We start from the raw sequence: 13,257 nt of genomic DNA, 5'->3' as shown, positions 1-13,257 counted from the left end.
TATGGCTGGTTGACACGGTTGAACCGCTCCGGTCTTTTTCCGCGATCGCGTTGGGTGGTGTCGGCGGCGCCGGCAAGTCGGCGCTGCTCGGCGTCGTGCGCAAGGCATTGGCGACGAGACGCGATCTAACCCTGATCGTCTTCGACTTCGACCAGCCGCAACTGCGGTTTGGCGACATCGCCGCTCTTTCACTCGACTTCTCGCGTCAGCTTGGGCTGATCGAGCCCGGCATCGATGAGGAGCTTGCCGAAAGCCGGGATATCTTCCGCTCGCGTATTGCGAACGCCGGGCCTAGCGGCCAGGTGGAGAAGTCATCGACCGAGCTGATCGAGTTCTTCGCAACGGTGGGCAAGCTTCTGGCAAACAAACCGCGGCTCGCTCACCCCCTGGTATTTGTGCTGGACACGTTCGAGGAACTTCTGGCGGCTGGTGCGGGTAGGTTTGATCTACTTTCGGACTGGCTGGGGCAGCTTCGCCAACAGGTCCCATTCCCTGAGATCCGGATCATTCTGTCGGGCCGTGCGATCGATTCGGTCAAGGCCAGCCCATATGGCCAGGTTAGTATCGTGGCGAGGACCGATCTCGGTGACCTTGGGCGTAGGGCTGGCGAGGCCAAGCTACGCGACGTTTTCCGTCGCCATGGTCTGCGCTACATGGACCTGGTGCCGCGCGCGGTCGGTGCATTCGGGTCCAATCCACTGGTGCTGGAGATACTGGCACGGTACTGCGCCGGCAAACGGCGGCGCCAGGTGATAAAGCTCATCGAATCGGGGGAGAAGGAGGCATCCACAGGACTGCAGGCCGAGTTTGGCCAGCGTTTCCTATATAGCCGGATCCTCGACCGCATCGCAGACAAACAAGTGAAGGCATTGGCAAGTCCCGGCTTGATCCTGCGGCGGGTAACGGTGGCCCTGATCCGCGACGTTCTGGCCGGGCCATGCTCGCTGGGCGATAACCTTTCAGAGGTCGAGGCTCGTGCCATCCTCGACAAGCTGGTCCGCCAGATCTGGCTTGTTGATGCGGTCGGTGCCGATGAGGCCGTGCACCGGCGCGATCTGCGACGTCTGATGCTGCCGCAGATTCTGCGCCAGCCTGGATCGAAGGAAATCGCGGCGGCGGCGGGCGGCTGGTACGCGACGCATACAACAGACGAGGCTGGGCGGTTCGAAAGCCTCTACTATCGGGCGCTGGCCGGCGAGCCCATCGACGATGTTGGATCTCTCCTCCTGCGTGGGCTGTCCCTCCATCTTGGAGCCGACGTGCAGGATCTGCCACTGGCGGTGCGGGCGCGCGTCAAGAACGCAGCCGGCAATCAGCGATTGAGCGAGGCGGAAGTGGACGCCCTGCCAGCTGCCGAAAGAGAGAAGTTCCGGAGACGGCGGCGACGGGCTCTTGTCTCGGAGGGACTGGAGTCTGCTGTGCTTGAAGGCTTGCCAATTCAAGCCGGCACAGGAGCGACACCCGCGACATCGTCGACGTCAAAAGGCACCGTCAAGTTTTTCAATGCCGCCAAGGGCTTCGGGTTCATTACACCTGATGAGGGCGCCGAGGACATCTTCGTTCACATAAGCGCGGTCGAGCGGGCTGGGTTGTCGTCCTTGGTCGAAGGCCAGAAGGTCAGCTACGAGATGGAGTCGGATCGTCGCAGCGGCAAGTCAGCCGCCATCCACTTGCACGCAGCTGGGGATGGTCCGACGCGGGAGACCGTCCAATCAGAGCTGGATCAGCAGCAAATTGAGCTCGCTTCGCCGGAAATTATCGAGGCACGTTTCAATACCGGCGATTTCGCGCATGTCGCAAGCATGGCCGGGGTCGCATTCGATGCCGCTGCCAATGCGCTGATGCAAAGTGGCCGGCGCGAGGAATTAAAGCTCAACCATCCTGCCTATCTGACCGCGGTCGCCGCCCTGCTCAACGAGGACGTTTCCCCCAGCGCCCTGTTTGGGACCTTCGCGAACACTCTGCTTGCGGGCCCCACCACGAGTAACCCGATAATGACGCGGCTGCGTTCGGCGGCGTTGCGCGAACTGCAGGCAGCGGTCGATGCCGAAGGCCCACTGGTTCCGGTGATCCTGGCTGTCCGCACGGCTGGTTTCGACCCCTGGCCTCTACTCGGCGCCAAATCACCTGAGGATTTGCCGTTTCCACGCCCGGCGAACACACCCGTTGCCTTTCGCGTCGAGATGGCGCTGCGCCATTTGCGCCGCTCACCCATCGAGGTGAAGGCGTCGATGCTGCCCATCCTGCATCCGCCGCTTGCCGCTCGCCTAGTCACGTCGGCAGGCGAGAGGCTGGACGAGACGTCGCTGCGCCTCGGCCTCAGTTCGGATCACGGGCCATTGCTCGAGGCGCTGGGCGAATTGGCCGAAAGCGCGTCGAGCGGACGCCGGCTGGATATCGCAGCCTTGAACCGCATCGATGACCTGGCGCTGCAGGCATCGGTGGTGATTCCCCTTGTAAGCAACCAGATGGACGAATGGCCGCTTGTCGCGGCAGGGCGGGTCCCGGAGCTTTACGCAGCGGCACGCAACGCACTGTTGTCGATATCGGATACGGATACTATGACCAGTCTCTTCAAGCTGATGTGGGAAGAAATTTCGTTTTGGCCGGAGGAAGTCAGCCCCGGCAACTACCTCCTGACATCGAAACAAAGCGCTCCCCGCGTGGTGGCTAGCCTGGTGGACATCGCAGACCGTTGCGGCCGCTTTGGCAAACTCTTGGAGGCGGCGGCGCGGCTGGCGCCCCAGTCCAAGGCGGGGGGCGTGCTACGTCTTTACGAGACCTTGTGCTCGGTCTGGGCCAAGCATCCTCGTCCTCTCATAGAGGCATTACAGGTCTCTCCCTGATCACGAGTGGCATGGTTCGGGCGGATGTCGCAAGCGTTGGTCGCCGTTCCGTGATGTGGACCTACACAAACGGCGACCATGGCGTGCGGCACCTCCGCGGCTTGGTGCGTCACCCCGATAACCGGGTGCATTCGCGCTATCCGGGCATTACTGCCTATTCAATCAAATGACGGTATTTTTGCAGAGCGCCAAGGGGATCACGCCAGTCTACGAAAGAAAAAAATCGACTGGTCCTATCAATAGTCCCCGAAAGCAAGGAATTCCACATCAGCGGAAATTCGTCAATGAAATCAAAAGCCCCAATTCTTGACGGTATGTTCGACGGTATCTGTATCGAACGAAAATAAATTGCCTTTCAAAATCAACCGGTTATCCTGGGTTGAAACAATCGAGTGGGAGTGATTCAGGCCCACTCAAACGCCGCCGAAAACACGCCATTGTACGCCATAACTATTTGACAACACATATAAACCCATTCGGCGACAATCGGTGCGCAGAGATTGGATTGACGGACCGGCTGAGGGACCTTCCGCATATTGGTAGCTCAGATTTTTCGAAGTACCGTCAGATCCAATGAGGCTCTGACGGTATTTTTTTATGCCTTAAGGAATTGAAGATAAAACAAAATTTCTGCCGAAGAGCCTCGAAATTGTACTGACGGTACTTTTCAGGAGGTAGCGGGGAATGCTGACGGACGTCGCCCTTAAAGCCCTGAACCAAAAGAGAACATCTACAAGATTGCGACGGCATGTATGTTCGCGTCATGCCCAGTGGCGCGATCTCCTTTCGGCTGGATTACAGGCTCAACGGAGGCCGCGAGACGGTCTATCTTGGCAGGTATGGACGGGACGGAATCTCGCTTGCCTCAGCCGGGAGAAGTGTCTCGACGCGAAGCGCGCTATTGGCGAGTGACGGTCGCCGGCGATAGAAAAGCAGCGCGACAAGCGCCGAGTTGTCACCCCGGTCTCCGGCCGACTTCAGCGCCGAAATGGCTACCAAACCAAAGCGATGCCCGGGCCTCCAAGGCCTCTTCTTATTCCGGCCAAGCCGGCCCGGAGCGCCGCATTCACTCACATCCCTTGAACCTGAGTGCAGAGTTGCCGCATCGAAGCCATTTGAGCAGCCGAGTTCGCGCCCGAACCCGTGCTGGTGCTGGCGGTCGTATCGCCAGCTGTATTCGAGGATCCCGACGTGCCGGTGGTTGTACCCGAACCAGTGCTGTTGCTGGCCGTGGTGTTACTGCCGGTCGAACCAGAGCTGCCTGAAGTGCCGGTGGCTGTGCCAGAGCCGGTGCCGATACTCGCCGTTGTATCACTGCCGGTCGAAGCCGAGCTACCTGACGTGCCGGTCATTGTGCCAGAGCCAGTGCCGTTACTGGCCGTCATCCTCGAGCAGTCGGAGCGAACCTGTGCCTGCTGTTCAGAGCTCAGGGACGACCAGTTCTTGCGGATCTCATCCTGCGACAGAAGTCTTCCCGAATTGGCGTCGCTGAAGAATGAGCCGGAGAGCTTGCTGTCCCAGCCGCTCGGGATACCGCTTTGGCCGGAGCCGGACGTAGAGCTCATACTGGACCCGGCCGATGAGCCGGACGTTCCGTTCGTGCCGCTGGATGTTCCCGACGACTGCGCCAAGGCCGCGGTGGCGAGACAGAGAGAGATCGCTGTAGCTGTCAAAATCTTACGTTTCATGTGAGTCTCCTTTGGGGTTCGACGCCGTTGCGGCGTCGAATCCTAATCCCGAGGAAAGGCACTTGTTCCTGTAAAGAGTGGAATTCGATGTCATGATCCTTGTGCACCAGCCTTGGCCTCGAATGCGATGCCGGAGCGCTTCAACGACGACTGACGCCTCAGGCGAGAGCTGTCCGCTACTGGGTGTTAGAGGCGATATGCGGAACGCTTCCCGAATAGTTGGGTGCCACCATCGGGTAATTGCGAGGCAGGTTCCATTTGGTTCGGTAATCGTCCGGATTCATGCCCAGTCGGCCAAGGTGCGAACTGCGTCGGGTCTCGGTTAGAGACAGGAGGGTGGCCTTTGCCGCGGCGTATAGCTCGACATGCGGAGCTCGTCTCGACCGCGCACACTCAATATGTTTTACGATGACGCCCCCCAGATGTCATATGAGCGAATGCCTTTCCGGCGAAATAAATTGCTCCCAGCAGGTCGACGCTCAGCACCTTCAGCCAGCCCGCTCTAGTGAATGCCTCAATGGTTAAAGATTATCAGGCCGGCGCGTTGTTGACGATTATTACCAACCTGCCGAACGCGTGAGCGCAAGTCGACAGCACCGTGATAGCGGCCTCCCCGGCGCGCCCCTTGTCGAACCGATGCGCGCCTTCTCGACCTTGCCTCCACCCACGTCGGCTCACCCGTGCACCTTCGGTGCCCAACCGCATGGCGATGGCCAGTCCAATGCCGCTTGCAGCACCGGTTACAATGCAGTCTTGTTATCCAGGCGCATCGGGTTCGACCTCTTTCTGGGGAGCAGCAAGTGGTTCAGTCCAGCCTTCAGCGACCCGATCCACGCTCAGCAGGCTGCGCGCATAATCCTGTTGCGCGCGAACAATGGCATCGTCTTGCTGTGAGGGAAGAAAGACCGGCAAAGCAAGGCAGACACTTTGTGTGGCCAACAGCTTGTTCCAGTTCGCGATCAGCGCCTTGAAAGCGCGCCCCACCGCCCTCGGATTTCGGTCGAGGTCATAGAGGCCGAGCGGATTGATCCGTCCGTTGTTCTCCCGAAGCGCACTGTCCCAGTCCACCTGATCCGTCAGCGAGTACCAGGTGAAGCCTACGATGGGGATGCCATCGTTGCGGATCCGCAGCACGTTGGCCCACTCTTTCCACAGCCAATAGACGGCCTCGTCTCCATTGGGGCCTTCGCTGATGTTGGTCTCCGTATGCATTACGGGAAGCCGGTAGCGGTTGAAGTACTGCCGCGTGATCTCGTCATAGCCAAACACCTCGCCGGACCCGGACGTCGTTCCGTCTGCCCAAACCCGATGTTCGTTGGTCTGGTAATAGTCGGTGCCCATCACGCAATGCCTGCGCAGATGGCTTTCCAGGAAGAAACTGTATTCTTCGGCCGTCATCCCGTTTTCGAGAAGATAGCGATAGGTGTGCGCGTCGACGTCATGACCGTAGTTGAGGTCAAGCGACAGGAAACGCTCGCTGTTGAACCGTTCCGCTCTGCCGACCGCCTCGGGAGAATCGGCGTGGAAGTATTCCGAGGATTCGCTCTGAATGAAGATGGCGTCCGGCCGCACCTCGAGAATCGCCCGCATGGCAAGCACGTTCGCCTTCACGATGTGCTTGAGGGCGGTGACGAAAGCAGTGTCGCTGCTCAGTTGTTCGTTCCACCATCCCCAGCGGGCCGAAAAGGTGGCGCAGATGAACATCTCATTTATTGGGGTGAAGAGCTGGATCCACGGATAGCGCATCGCGAAATCCCTGGCGTAGTGCTCGAATAGTGTCGGAAAGTCCGGGTTCTGGAAGTTGCCAATCCAGTCCGGCACGCCAAAATGGCAAAGGTCGACGATCGGAAGAATGTCTTTCGCCTTCAGGTCCGCGAAGGTCTCATCGGCGAATGCCCAATCATAACGTCCGTCACCCAGCCATGTTTTGTGGATGGGAGGTCCGTAGCGGAGGAAATGCACCCCGAGATCCTGGACCAGTTCGAAGTCGGTGCGCCATCGTTCGTAGAAGCGGCATTTTTCCATTTCGTCGACGCGCTCCCGGCCTTGTCGAATGGTGGGGGTGCTGTTCTCGATGCCGGTGGCAAACATGAACGTGAACATTGATGGTCCTTAGCCAAGGCGGAGATGCCCGCGCTTGGTCAAACGTTCAGTGCTCGACGCAGTTCCTGCAAGACTGCTTGTCAAGTTCGGTGGGCGCCTGACAACCACGTGCCTGCAAGTGCTATTCACAGTCGGTTGACCGTTCGTTGCGAAAGGCAACGGCACATGGCGGAAAAGCCTTCGAACCGGCTTTTTGCCAAAGCCGGAGAATGGCTGGTCGAGAAGGTTCAGCGGCGATTTCTCCAGCCTCACCCGGCCATTCGGAAAGATGGCGCTACGCTCGTGATTGTGAGCAGGGGCCACCCAGGCATAGGCGGGTCGAGATTGGCGGAATTCTATCCCACGGTTCAAGCGAGCAGCTTGCGCCGAATATGATCGGACTATGCTGGACGGAGAGGTCGGCTTCGGGCCAGCCCAGTTGGCGTCAAACGGGTCTTTGCGAGTTAAGGCGGTATGGTAGTTATCCACGTTTGCAAACTGCAAACGGACGTTCCGCTGCCGGCCCCATTTGAGCCATTCACTGGGACGCAGACCCGCGGTACATCACCGATATTCTCGAAGCCAATAGTTGGTCTCGTTCATCGTCCCATGGTTCGACAGACCCATACGAGAGAATACGAGAGATATGGACCGGCGAACCATCCGCTGTATTGATCTCCTGTAGAAAACAGTGCCCCTCAGAGACTAGCATGATCGTTATTTGTCAATGCGCTGCGAAGCTGTTCGCCCAATTGATTCAAGAAGCTGATCCAGCCACTCCCTGACCGCATTTATCTTCTGCCGAACGGCAGCACCGCGCCTGAATCCTGCCTCCGGATCAATGTTCGCGTGCGCAAAAACGGCCGCTCGCGAACATACATTGACAGGTCCAGTTCCGAATAATAAGTTCGCTCATAGAACGAATTAACGGGAGTTCAATGTGACTGACCTGCCGCGCATATCCCGTCAGTTCTCACAGCGCTCCGTGATGGAAGCGATCGTCCAGGGCGGGCCGATCTCCCGCGCCTCGATCGCCAAGCTGACGGGCCTGTCGAAGCAGACCATCTCCGAAATCATGCGCGGGCTCGAGCAGGAGGGCTGGGTCCAGGAAACCGGCCGCACCAGCGGCCATGTCGGGCGCACCGCCGTCACCTACGAACTGGTCCACGACGCAGCCTATATCATCGCCGTCGACCTTGGCGGCACCAAGGTGCGGGTCGCGCTGACGGACCTTGCCTGCCAGATCTTTGCCGAAGCCGCCACACCGACCGACCCGCGCGGCGGCCAGTTCGTCGTCGATCAGATTGCAGCGCTGGCCTTCGATGCCGCGGCCAGACAGCACGTCGCGCGCAAGAAGATACGCCTGGCCGTCATCGGCGCGCCTGGCGCTCCTGACCCGGCCACCGGCCGCATTTTAATGGCGCCGAACATTGCCGGCTTCGACACAATGAATGTGCTGGATGCCTTCGAAGAAGCGCTCGGCGTCGCGGTGATGATCGAGAACGACGTCAATCTCGCGGTGCTTGGCGAGAACTGGCTCGGCCAAGGCCAGGGCATCGACAATCTCGCCTACATCGCGCTCGGCACCGGCATCGGCAGCGGGCTGATGCTGGGCGGCCATCTGGTGCGGGGTGCTGGGCACGCCGCCGGCGAGATCGGTTTCATGCCGATCGGGGCCGATCCCTTCACCGAGGAATCACTGCGCACCGGCGCATTCGAACGCGCGGTGGCCACCCACGCCATGACCGATCGCTACCACGCTCTCACCGGCAGGCAGGTCTCGGTGCCGGCAATATTCGAGAATGCCGCGCTTGGCGACAAGGACGCGCTCACCGTGCTCGACGAAACTGCCCGCCATCTGGCGCAAGGCGTTGCGGCAATCGCGGCAATCGCCAATCCAGAAAAGTTTATCCTCGGCGGCTCGATTGGGTTGCGGCCCGAAATCCTGTCCAGGGTGCAGGCGCTTCTGCCGCTATGCTTCCCCTATCCGGTCAGGGTCGAGGCGAGCGAACTCGGCGCACGCGCAGCCCTCATTGGCGCGGCGGCAATCGGCCTTGGCCAGTTGCACAACACGCTGTTCGGCGTCGACGCGCCTGATGGCCGGATTTCGCTGCCGCCTGCCCAGGCCGCCGCCCTGAAGGAGGCCGCGATATGACTCACGATATTACCGCCCGCCTGCAGGCAGCGCTCGACCGCGACGACGCACTAACGCTGTTTCGCCGCGCCATCGGCCGAGAGAGCATCACCGGCAACGAAGCCAACTTCGTCGACTTCCTAGAAGCCAGGATGCGCGACCTTGACCTCAGCGGCCTGACCAGGACGGAATTTCTTCCCGGGCGGCCCAACATCTGGGGCGAGCGCAAGGGGGCCGACCAGGGAAAGCGCCTGCTGTTCATGGGCCATACCGACACCGTCCATGTCGACGGCTGGCGCGAGCATTGGGCAGGCACCGAGCGTGAGGATCCGTTCGCCGCCCCGATCATTGATGGTGCTGTCTGGGGCCGCGGCTCAGGCGACCTCAAGGCCGGCATCACTGCTTCGCTGGCGGCACTCGCGCTACTCGACAAGGCAGGCGTTCGCCTCAAGGGCGACGTCGCCTTCGCTTTCATCGGCGACGAGGAGAGCGGCCAGCCCGGCACCGGCATTTCCGCCGGGATCAAGCACTTCGTCGGACGCATCGAGACCGGCGAGGTCACAGCACCCGATTTCAGCGTCTATGTCGAGCCGACCCGCCTGGCCGTTTATGCGGCGCAGATCGGCTTCTTCATCACCGATATCTCGATTACCGGCAAATCCGCCTATTTCGGTGTGCCAGAACTCGGCAAGGATGCGCTCCGTGCAAGCCATGCCGCGATGACGGCGCTTTGGAAGCATTCGGATGAGGTCGCCGCGCGCGCCGAGCACAAACTGGTCGGGCGCGGCTTCCTGCTTATCACCGGGCTTGCCGGCGGCGGCTACATTGCCGTTCCCGAGCGCTGCACGCTCTCGCTGATCCGTAAGCTGTTGCCTGGCGAAGACCTCGACACCGCCGCCGCCGAGATCGAGGCTGCCGTGCGCGGCGCGATCACCGATCCGGATATTTCGGTAGAGTTCGCCTACCCCGCCGGCCGCGACCACAGGCTGGGCGGCACCGCTGCCGAGATCGGCGAAACGCGGGCAGAAGTCGCCATGCTGTCCGACGCGATGGCTGGCGCAATGAGCGGACGCGGCGTCATCGAGGGCGCACCGTTCTGGTCGGAGTCCCCCTTCATCATCAATCAGCTCGGTATTCCTGCCGTCTATTGCGCGCCCGGCGACATCAGGAATTGCCACACATTCGAGGAGCACGTGGATGTCGAGGAATATTTCGCCGGCATAGTCGGCTTCGCCGCCTTCATGGCCCGCTATTGCGGCGTGGCCGACTGAACCACCAACGAAGCAAAATGGGAGAACTGACATGCCGATGAAGACACTGATCGCCGCCGCCTTTGCCGGCGGATTGATGCTTGCCGCCAACCCAGCTTTCGCACAGACGGTCGGCCCGCAGGGCGAGAGCGCCACGCCGAGCGCCGACGTGATCCTAAGCGATGCCGACATCGCCGCGCTCAAGGACAAGGGCTACAAGGCTGCGTTGCTCTGGCACACCTCGTCCGATTTCACCAATGCGGTAACCGCCGGCGCCACCGACGAATTCGCCCGCGCCGGCATCACCATTGCGGTCAAAACGGATGCCCAGTTCGACTCCGCCCGCCAGCGCAGCGACATCGAGACGGCGTTGGCCGCCAAGCCCAACGTCATCTTGGCGCTGCCGCTCGACCCGGTCACCTCGGCAGAAGCCTTCCGCCAGGCGGTCAAGGACGGCACCAAGTTGGTGTTCCTGTCCAACTTGCCCAAGGGCTACAAGCAGGGCACCGATTACGCTTCGATCGTGACTGACGATCTATTCCAGATGGGCAAGCAGGCTGCGGACGCGATGGCCAAGGCGATTGGCGGCAAGGGCAAGGTCGGCTACATTTTCCACGACGCTGCCTACTACGTCACCAACCAGCGCGACCAAGCCTTCAAGACCACCATCGAGAAGGTGTATCCCGACATCAAGATCGTCGCCGAACAGGGCATATCCGACCCGGCCCGCGCCGAGGAACTGGCCAACGCGATGCTTTTGCAGCATCCCGATCTCGACGGCATCTACGTGACCTGGGCCGAGCCGGCCGACGGCGTGCTGTCGGCGCTACGCGGCGCCGGCAACGCCAGGACCAAGATCGTCACGCTCGACCTCGCCGAGCCGGTCGCGCTCGACATGGTCAAGGGCGGCAATGTCGCAGCCCTCGTCGCCGACAAGGCCTATGAACTCGGCCGCGCCATGGCTGCTTCCGGCATGAAGTCGCTGCTTGGCCAGCCGACACCGGCCTTCGTCGTCGCCCCGGCCCTGACCGTCACCAAGGAGAATGTCGCGCAGGGCTGGAAGGACTCGCTCAACCGCGACGCGCCGCAGCCGGTGCTCGACGCGGCCAAGTAAGGCTCTCGCTCGGGCGCGGCCCGCCGCACCGGAGCTTTTCTTCGACACAACAAAAAGGGAACCGGGATATGCGCAAAGCATCTGTAATCATAACGACAGTGGCGAGCCTGCTAGCCATGCACGCCTTCGCCGCTGAAGGCGTCACCACAGGACCGAATGGTGAAAAGCCGGTGCCGGCGAGCAGTCTTACGCTGACGCCAGCCGAAGAGCAGCAGATCAAGGACGGCAAGTTCACCGCCGCCCTCGTCTGGCACGAGATGAGCGAATACACCAACGCCGTCAACGCCGGCGCCCATGACGAATTCAAGCGCCTCGGCATCGAGGTGGTGGCGCAGACCGATGCCGGTTTCGACGCCGCGCGACAGAAGGCCGATATCGAGACGGTGATGGCCAAAAAGCCGTCGATCATCCTGTCGCTTCCCGTCGATCCGGCGACCGCAGCTTCGGTCTACGATCCGGCACGCCAGGCCGGCGTCAAGCTCGGCTTCGTCGACAATTCCCCGGCCGGCTACAAGCAGGGCAGGGACTATGTCACCATCGTCTCCGACGATCTCTTTCAGATGGGCAACAAGGCCGGCATCGCCATGGCCGAGGCGCTCGGCAAGAAAGGCAAGGTCGGCTACATCTTCCACGATGCCGACTTCTACGTCACCAACCAGCGCGACCAGGCCTTCAAGAAGACCATCGAGCAGGACTATCCCGATATGAAGATCGAGGCCGAGGCCGGCATGGCCGACCCGGCGCGCAGCGAAGACATCGCCCAGGCGATGATCACCCAGCATCCGGACCTGGACGGCATCTATGTCACCTGGGCCGAACCGGCGCTGAGCGTGCTTTCGGCCTTGCGCGGTGCCGGCAACACACACACCAAGATTGTCACGCTCGACCTCAACGAGCCTGCCGCGCTCGACATGGTCAAGGGCGGCAACATCGCGGCCCTCGTCGCCGACGAGGCCTACAGCATTGGCGTGACGCTGGCGCGCGCCTCGGCAGGTTCGCTGGTCGGCAAGAAGGCCGAACCATTCTATGCCGTAGATTCCATCGCCGTCACCAAGGACACGGTGAAGGACGGTTGGAGGAAGTCCCTCAACAGGGACGTACCGGCGGCCATCGCGGACGCGGTGAAATAGGCTCGAGGCGAAGCGCTCACCACCGGAGGGATAAAATGTCCAGTGCCAACACCAGCGCCGGTAGCAGCTTCGCAAGCCGCTTCAATCTGCAGCAATATGTCGTCTACCTCGGTTTCCTGGCGATCTTTCTGTTCTTCGCCATTGTGCTGAGGGACAGCGGCTTCCTCACCGTCCGGAACTTATCGAACATCGTGTTGCAGACGACGCCGGTGACGATCATGGCCATCGGCCTGGTCTTCGTCATGTCGGCCGGCGAAATAGATTTGTCGATCGGCTCGATCGTGGCGGTGGCGGCCCTTGCAGCCGCCGTCACCATCAACGCGTACGGCATGCCGGCAGGGATAGTCGCCGGCCTCGGCGCCGGCCTGCTGATCGGCGTCATCAACGGCGTGCTGGTGGCGTATGTCAGGCTGCCCTCCTTCCTGGTGACGCTGGCGACGCTCGGCCTGTTCGCCGGCGTTTCGCGTTCGATGACAGACCTTCGCTCGATCTCGGTGACCAACGAAGCGTTCACCGGCTTCTTCGGTTCCGGCTCGCTGCTCGGTGTCCCCTCACTCGTCTGGTGGTCGGTGATTGCCGTGGCCATCGGCCACCTGGTGTTCCGCGAAACCCGTTTCGGCGCGCATGTGCTGGCGACCGGCGACAATGCCCGCGCCGCAAGCGTATCGGGCATCAGCGTGCCCAGGATCAGGCTCGCCGTGCTGACCATCAGCGGCGGGCTCGCCGGTCTTGCCGGCTTGCTCTATGCCGGTCGCCTGCAGGCGGCGAAATATACTCTCGGCGAAACCGACTTGATGACGGTCATCGCCGCCGTCATCGTCGGCGGCACGCTGCTCAATGGCGGCAAGGGCTCCGTGGTCGGCGCGCTGGTCGGCTCGTTGATGATGGGCATGCTCAACAACGGCCTGATCCTGATGGGCCTGTCGGTCTCCGACCAGATGATCGTGCGTGGCCTCATCATCCTGACCGCAGTCGCCGTGTCGCTGCGCGAAAAGAACCGCTGAAGGAAGCCA

At 61.3% G+C, this 13,257-nt stretch carries 8 protein-coding genes and 2 pseudogenes; 8 read left to right on the top strand and 2 right to left on the bottom strand.

Going from position 1 to position 13,257, the window contains the following annotated elements; genetic code table 11:
- Nucleotides 1-1,436: 1,436 nt before the first annotated feature.
- The 3 genes and pseudogenes from NLY33_RS00165 to NLY33_RS00155 all read left to right on the top strand — a co-directional run.
- Nucleotides 1,437-1,682, top strand: a pseudogene (locus NLY33_RS00165) (cold-shock protein); the annotation flags it as partial.
- 1,848 nt (nucleotides 1,683-3,530) lie between these two features.
- Nucleotides 3,531-3,755, top strand: a pseudogene (locus NLY33_RS00160) (Arm DNA-binding domain-containing protein); the annotation flags it as partial.
- A 234-nt stretch (nucleotides 3,756-3,989) separates the two neighbouring features.
- On the top strand, nucleotides 3,990-4,538 hold the full coding sequence (locus NLY33_RS00155) for a hypothetical protein (protein WP_023667727.1): 549 nt from the start codon (nucleotides 3,990-3,992) through the stop codon (nucleotides 4,536-4,538).
- A 172-nt stretch (nucleotides 4,539-4,710) separates the two neighbouring features.
- On the opposite strand, the gene NLY33_RS00150 is transcribed toward NLY33_RS00155, so the two are convergent.
- The gene (locus NLY33_RS00150) at nucleotides 4,711-4,866 is read right to left on the bottom strand and encodes a MucR family transcriptional regulator (protein ID WP_488362152.1); all 156 of its coding nucleotides are present in this window, start codon (nucleotides 4,864-4,866) and stop codon (nucleotides 4,711-4,713) included.
- A gap of 424 nt (nucleotides 4,867-5,290) precedes the next feature.
- Nucleotides 5,291-6,637 (bottom strand): family 1 glycosylhydrolase, encoded by a 1,347-nt coding sequence (locus NLY33_RS00145; RefSeq protein WP_023667728.1) that lies wholly within the window; start codon nucleotides 6,635-6,637, stop codon nucleotides 5,291-5,293.
- Between the two features lie 919 nt (nucleotides 6,638-7,556).
- On the opposite strand from NLY33_RS00145, the gene NLY33_RS00140 reads away from it, so the two are divergent.
- The 5 genes from NLY33_RS00140 to NLY33_RS00120 all read left to right on the top strand — a co-directional run bounded on the left by NLY33_RS00140 (nucleotide 7,557) and on the right by NLY33_RS00120 (nucleotide 13,248).
- A complete protein-coding gene (locus NLY33_RS00140; protein WP_023681814.1) occupies nucleotides 7,557-8,771 on the top strand; it encodes an ROK family transcriptional regulator in 1,215 nt (404 codons plus the stop codon).
- Nucleotides 8,768-10,021 carry a M20 family metallopeptidase gene (locus NLY33_RS00135; protein ID WP_023667730.1) on the top strand — a complete coding sequence of 418 codons (1,254 nt, stop codon included), beginning with the start codon at nucleotides 8,768-8,770 and terminating at the stop codon, nucleotides 10,019-10,021. The genes NLY33_RS00140 and NLY33_RS00135 overlap by 4 nt, the downstream gene beginning before the upstream one ends.
- Before the next feature lie 31 nt (nucleotides 10,022-10,052).
- The gene (locus NLY33_RS00130; RefSeq protein ID WP_023667731.1) at nucleotides 10,053-11,114 is read left to right on the top strand and encodes a substrate-binding domain-containing protein; all 1,062 of its coding nucleotides are present in this window, start codon (nucleotides 10,053-10,055) and stop codon (nucleotides 11,112-11,114) included.
- 68 nt (nucleotides 11,115-11,182) lie between these two features.
- A complete protein-coding gene (locus tag NLY33_RS00125; protein ID WP_023681811.1) occupies nucleotides 11,183-12,244 on the top strand; it encodes a substrate-binding domain-containing protein in 1,062 nt (353 codons plus the stop codon).
- A 35-nt stretch (nucleotides 12,245-12,279) separates the two neighbouring features.
- Entirely contained in the window at nucleotides 12,280-13,248 is a 969-nt protein-coding gene (locus NLY33_RS00120; RefSeq protein WP_023686847.1) for an ABC transporter permease, read from the top strand.
- Nucleotides 13,249-13,257 lie beyond the last annotated feature (9 nt).

This window comes from Mesorhizobium sp. C432A (assembly GCF_030323145.1).
Taxonomy (GTDB): Bacteria; Pseudomonadota; Alphaproteobacteria; order Rhizobiales; family Rhizobiaceae; genus Mesorhizobium.
Note: the sequence above shows the minus strand (reverse complement) of the source record. Positions and strands in the feature narration are given on the sequence as shown.

Coding starts and splice junctions, on each gene's coding strand:
- NLY33_RS00145 (WP_023667728.1), bottom strand. CDS start 6,637: ATGTTCACGTTCATGTTTGCCACCGGCATCGAGAACAGCACCCCCACC.
- NLY33_RS00135 (WP_023667730.1), top strand. CDS start 8,768: ATGACTCACGATATTACCGCCCGCCTGCAGGCAGCGCTCGACCGCGAC.
- NLY33_RS00130 (WP_023667731.1), top strand. CDS start 10,053: ATGCCGATGAAGACACTGATCGCCGCCGCCTTTGCCGGCGGATTGATG.
- NLY33_RS00120 (WP_023686847.1), top strand. CDS start 12,280: ATGTCCAGTGCCAACACCAGCGCCGGTAGCAGCTTCGCAAGCCGCTTC.
- NLY33_RS00125 (WP_023681811.1), top strand. CDS start 11,183: ATGCGCAAAGCATCTGTAATCATAACGACAGTGGCGAGCCTGCTAGCC.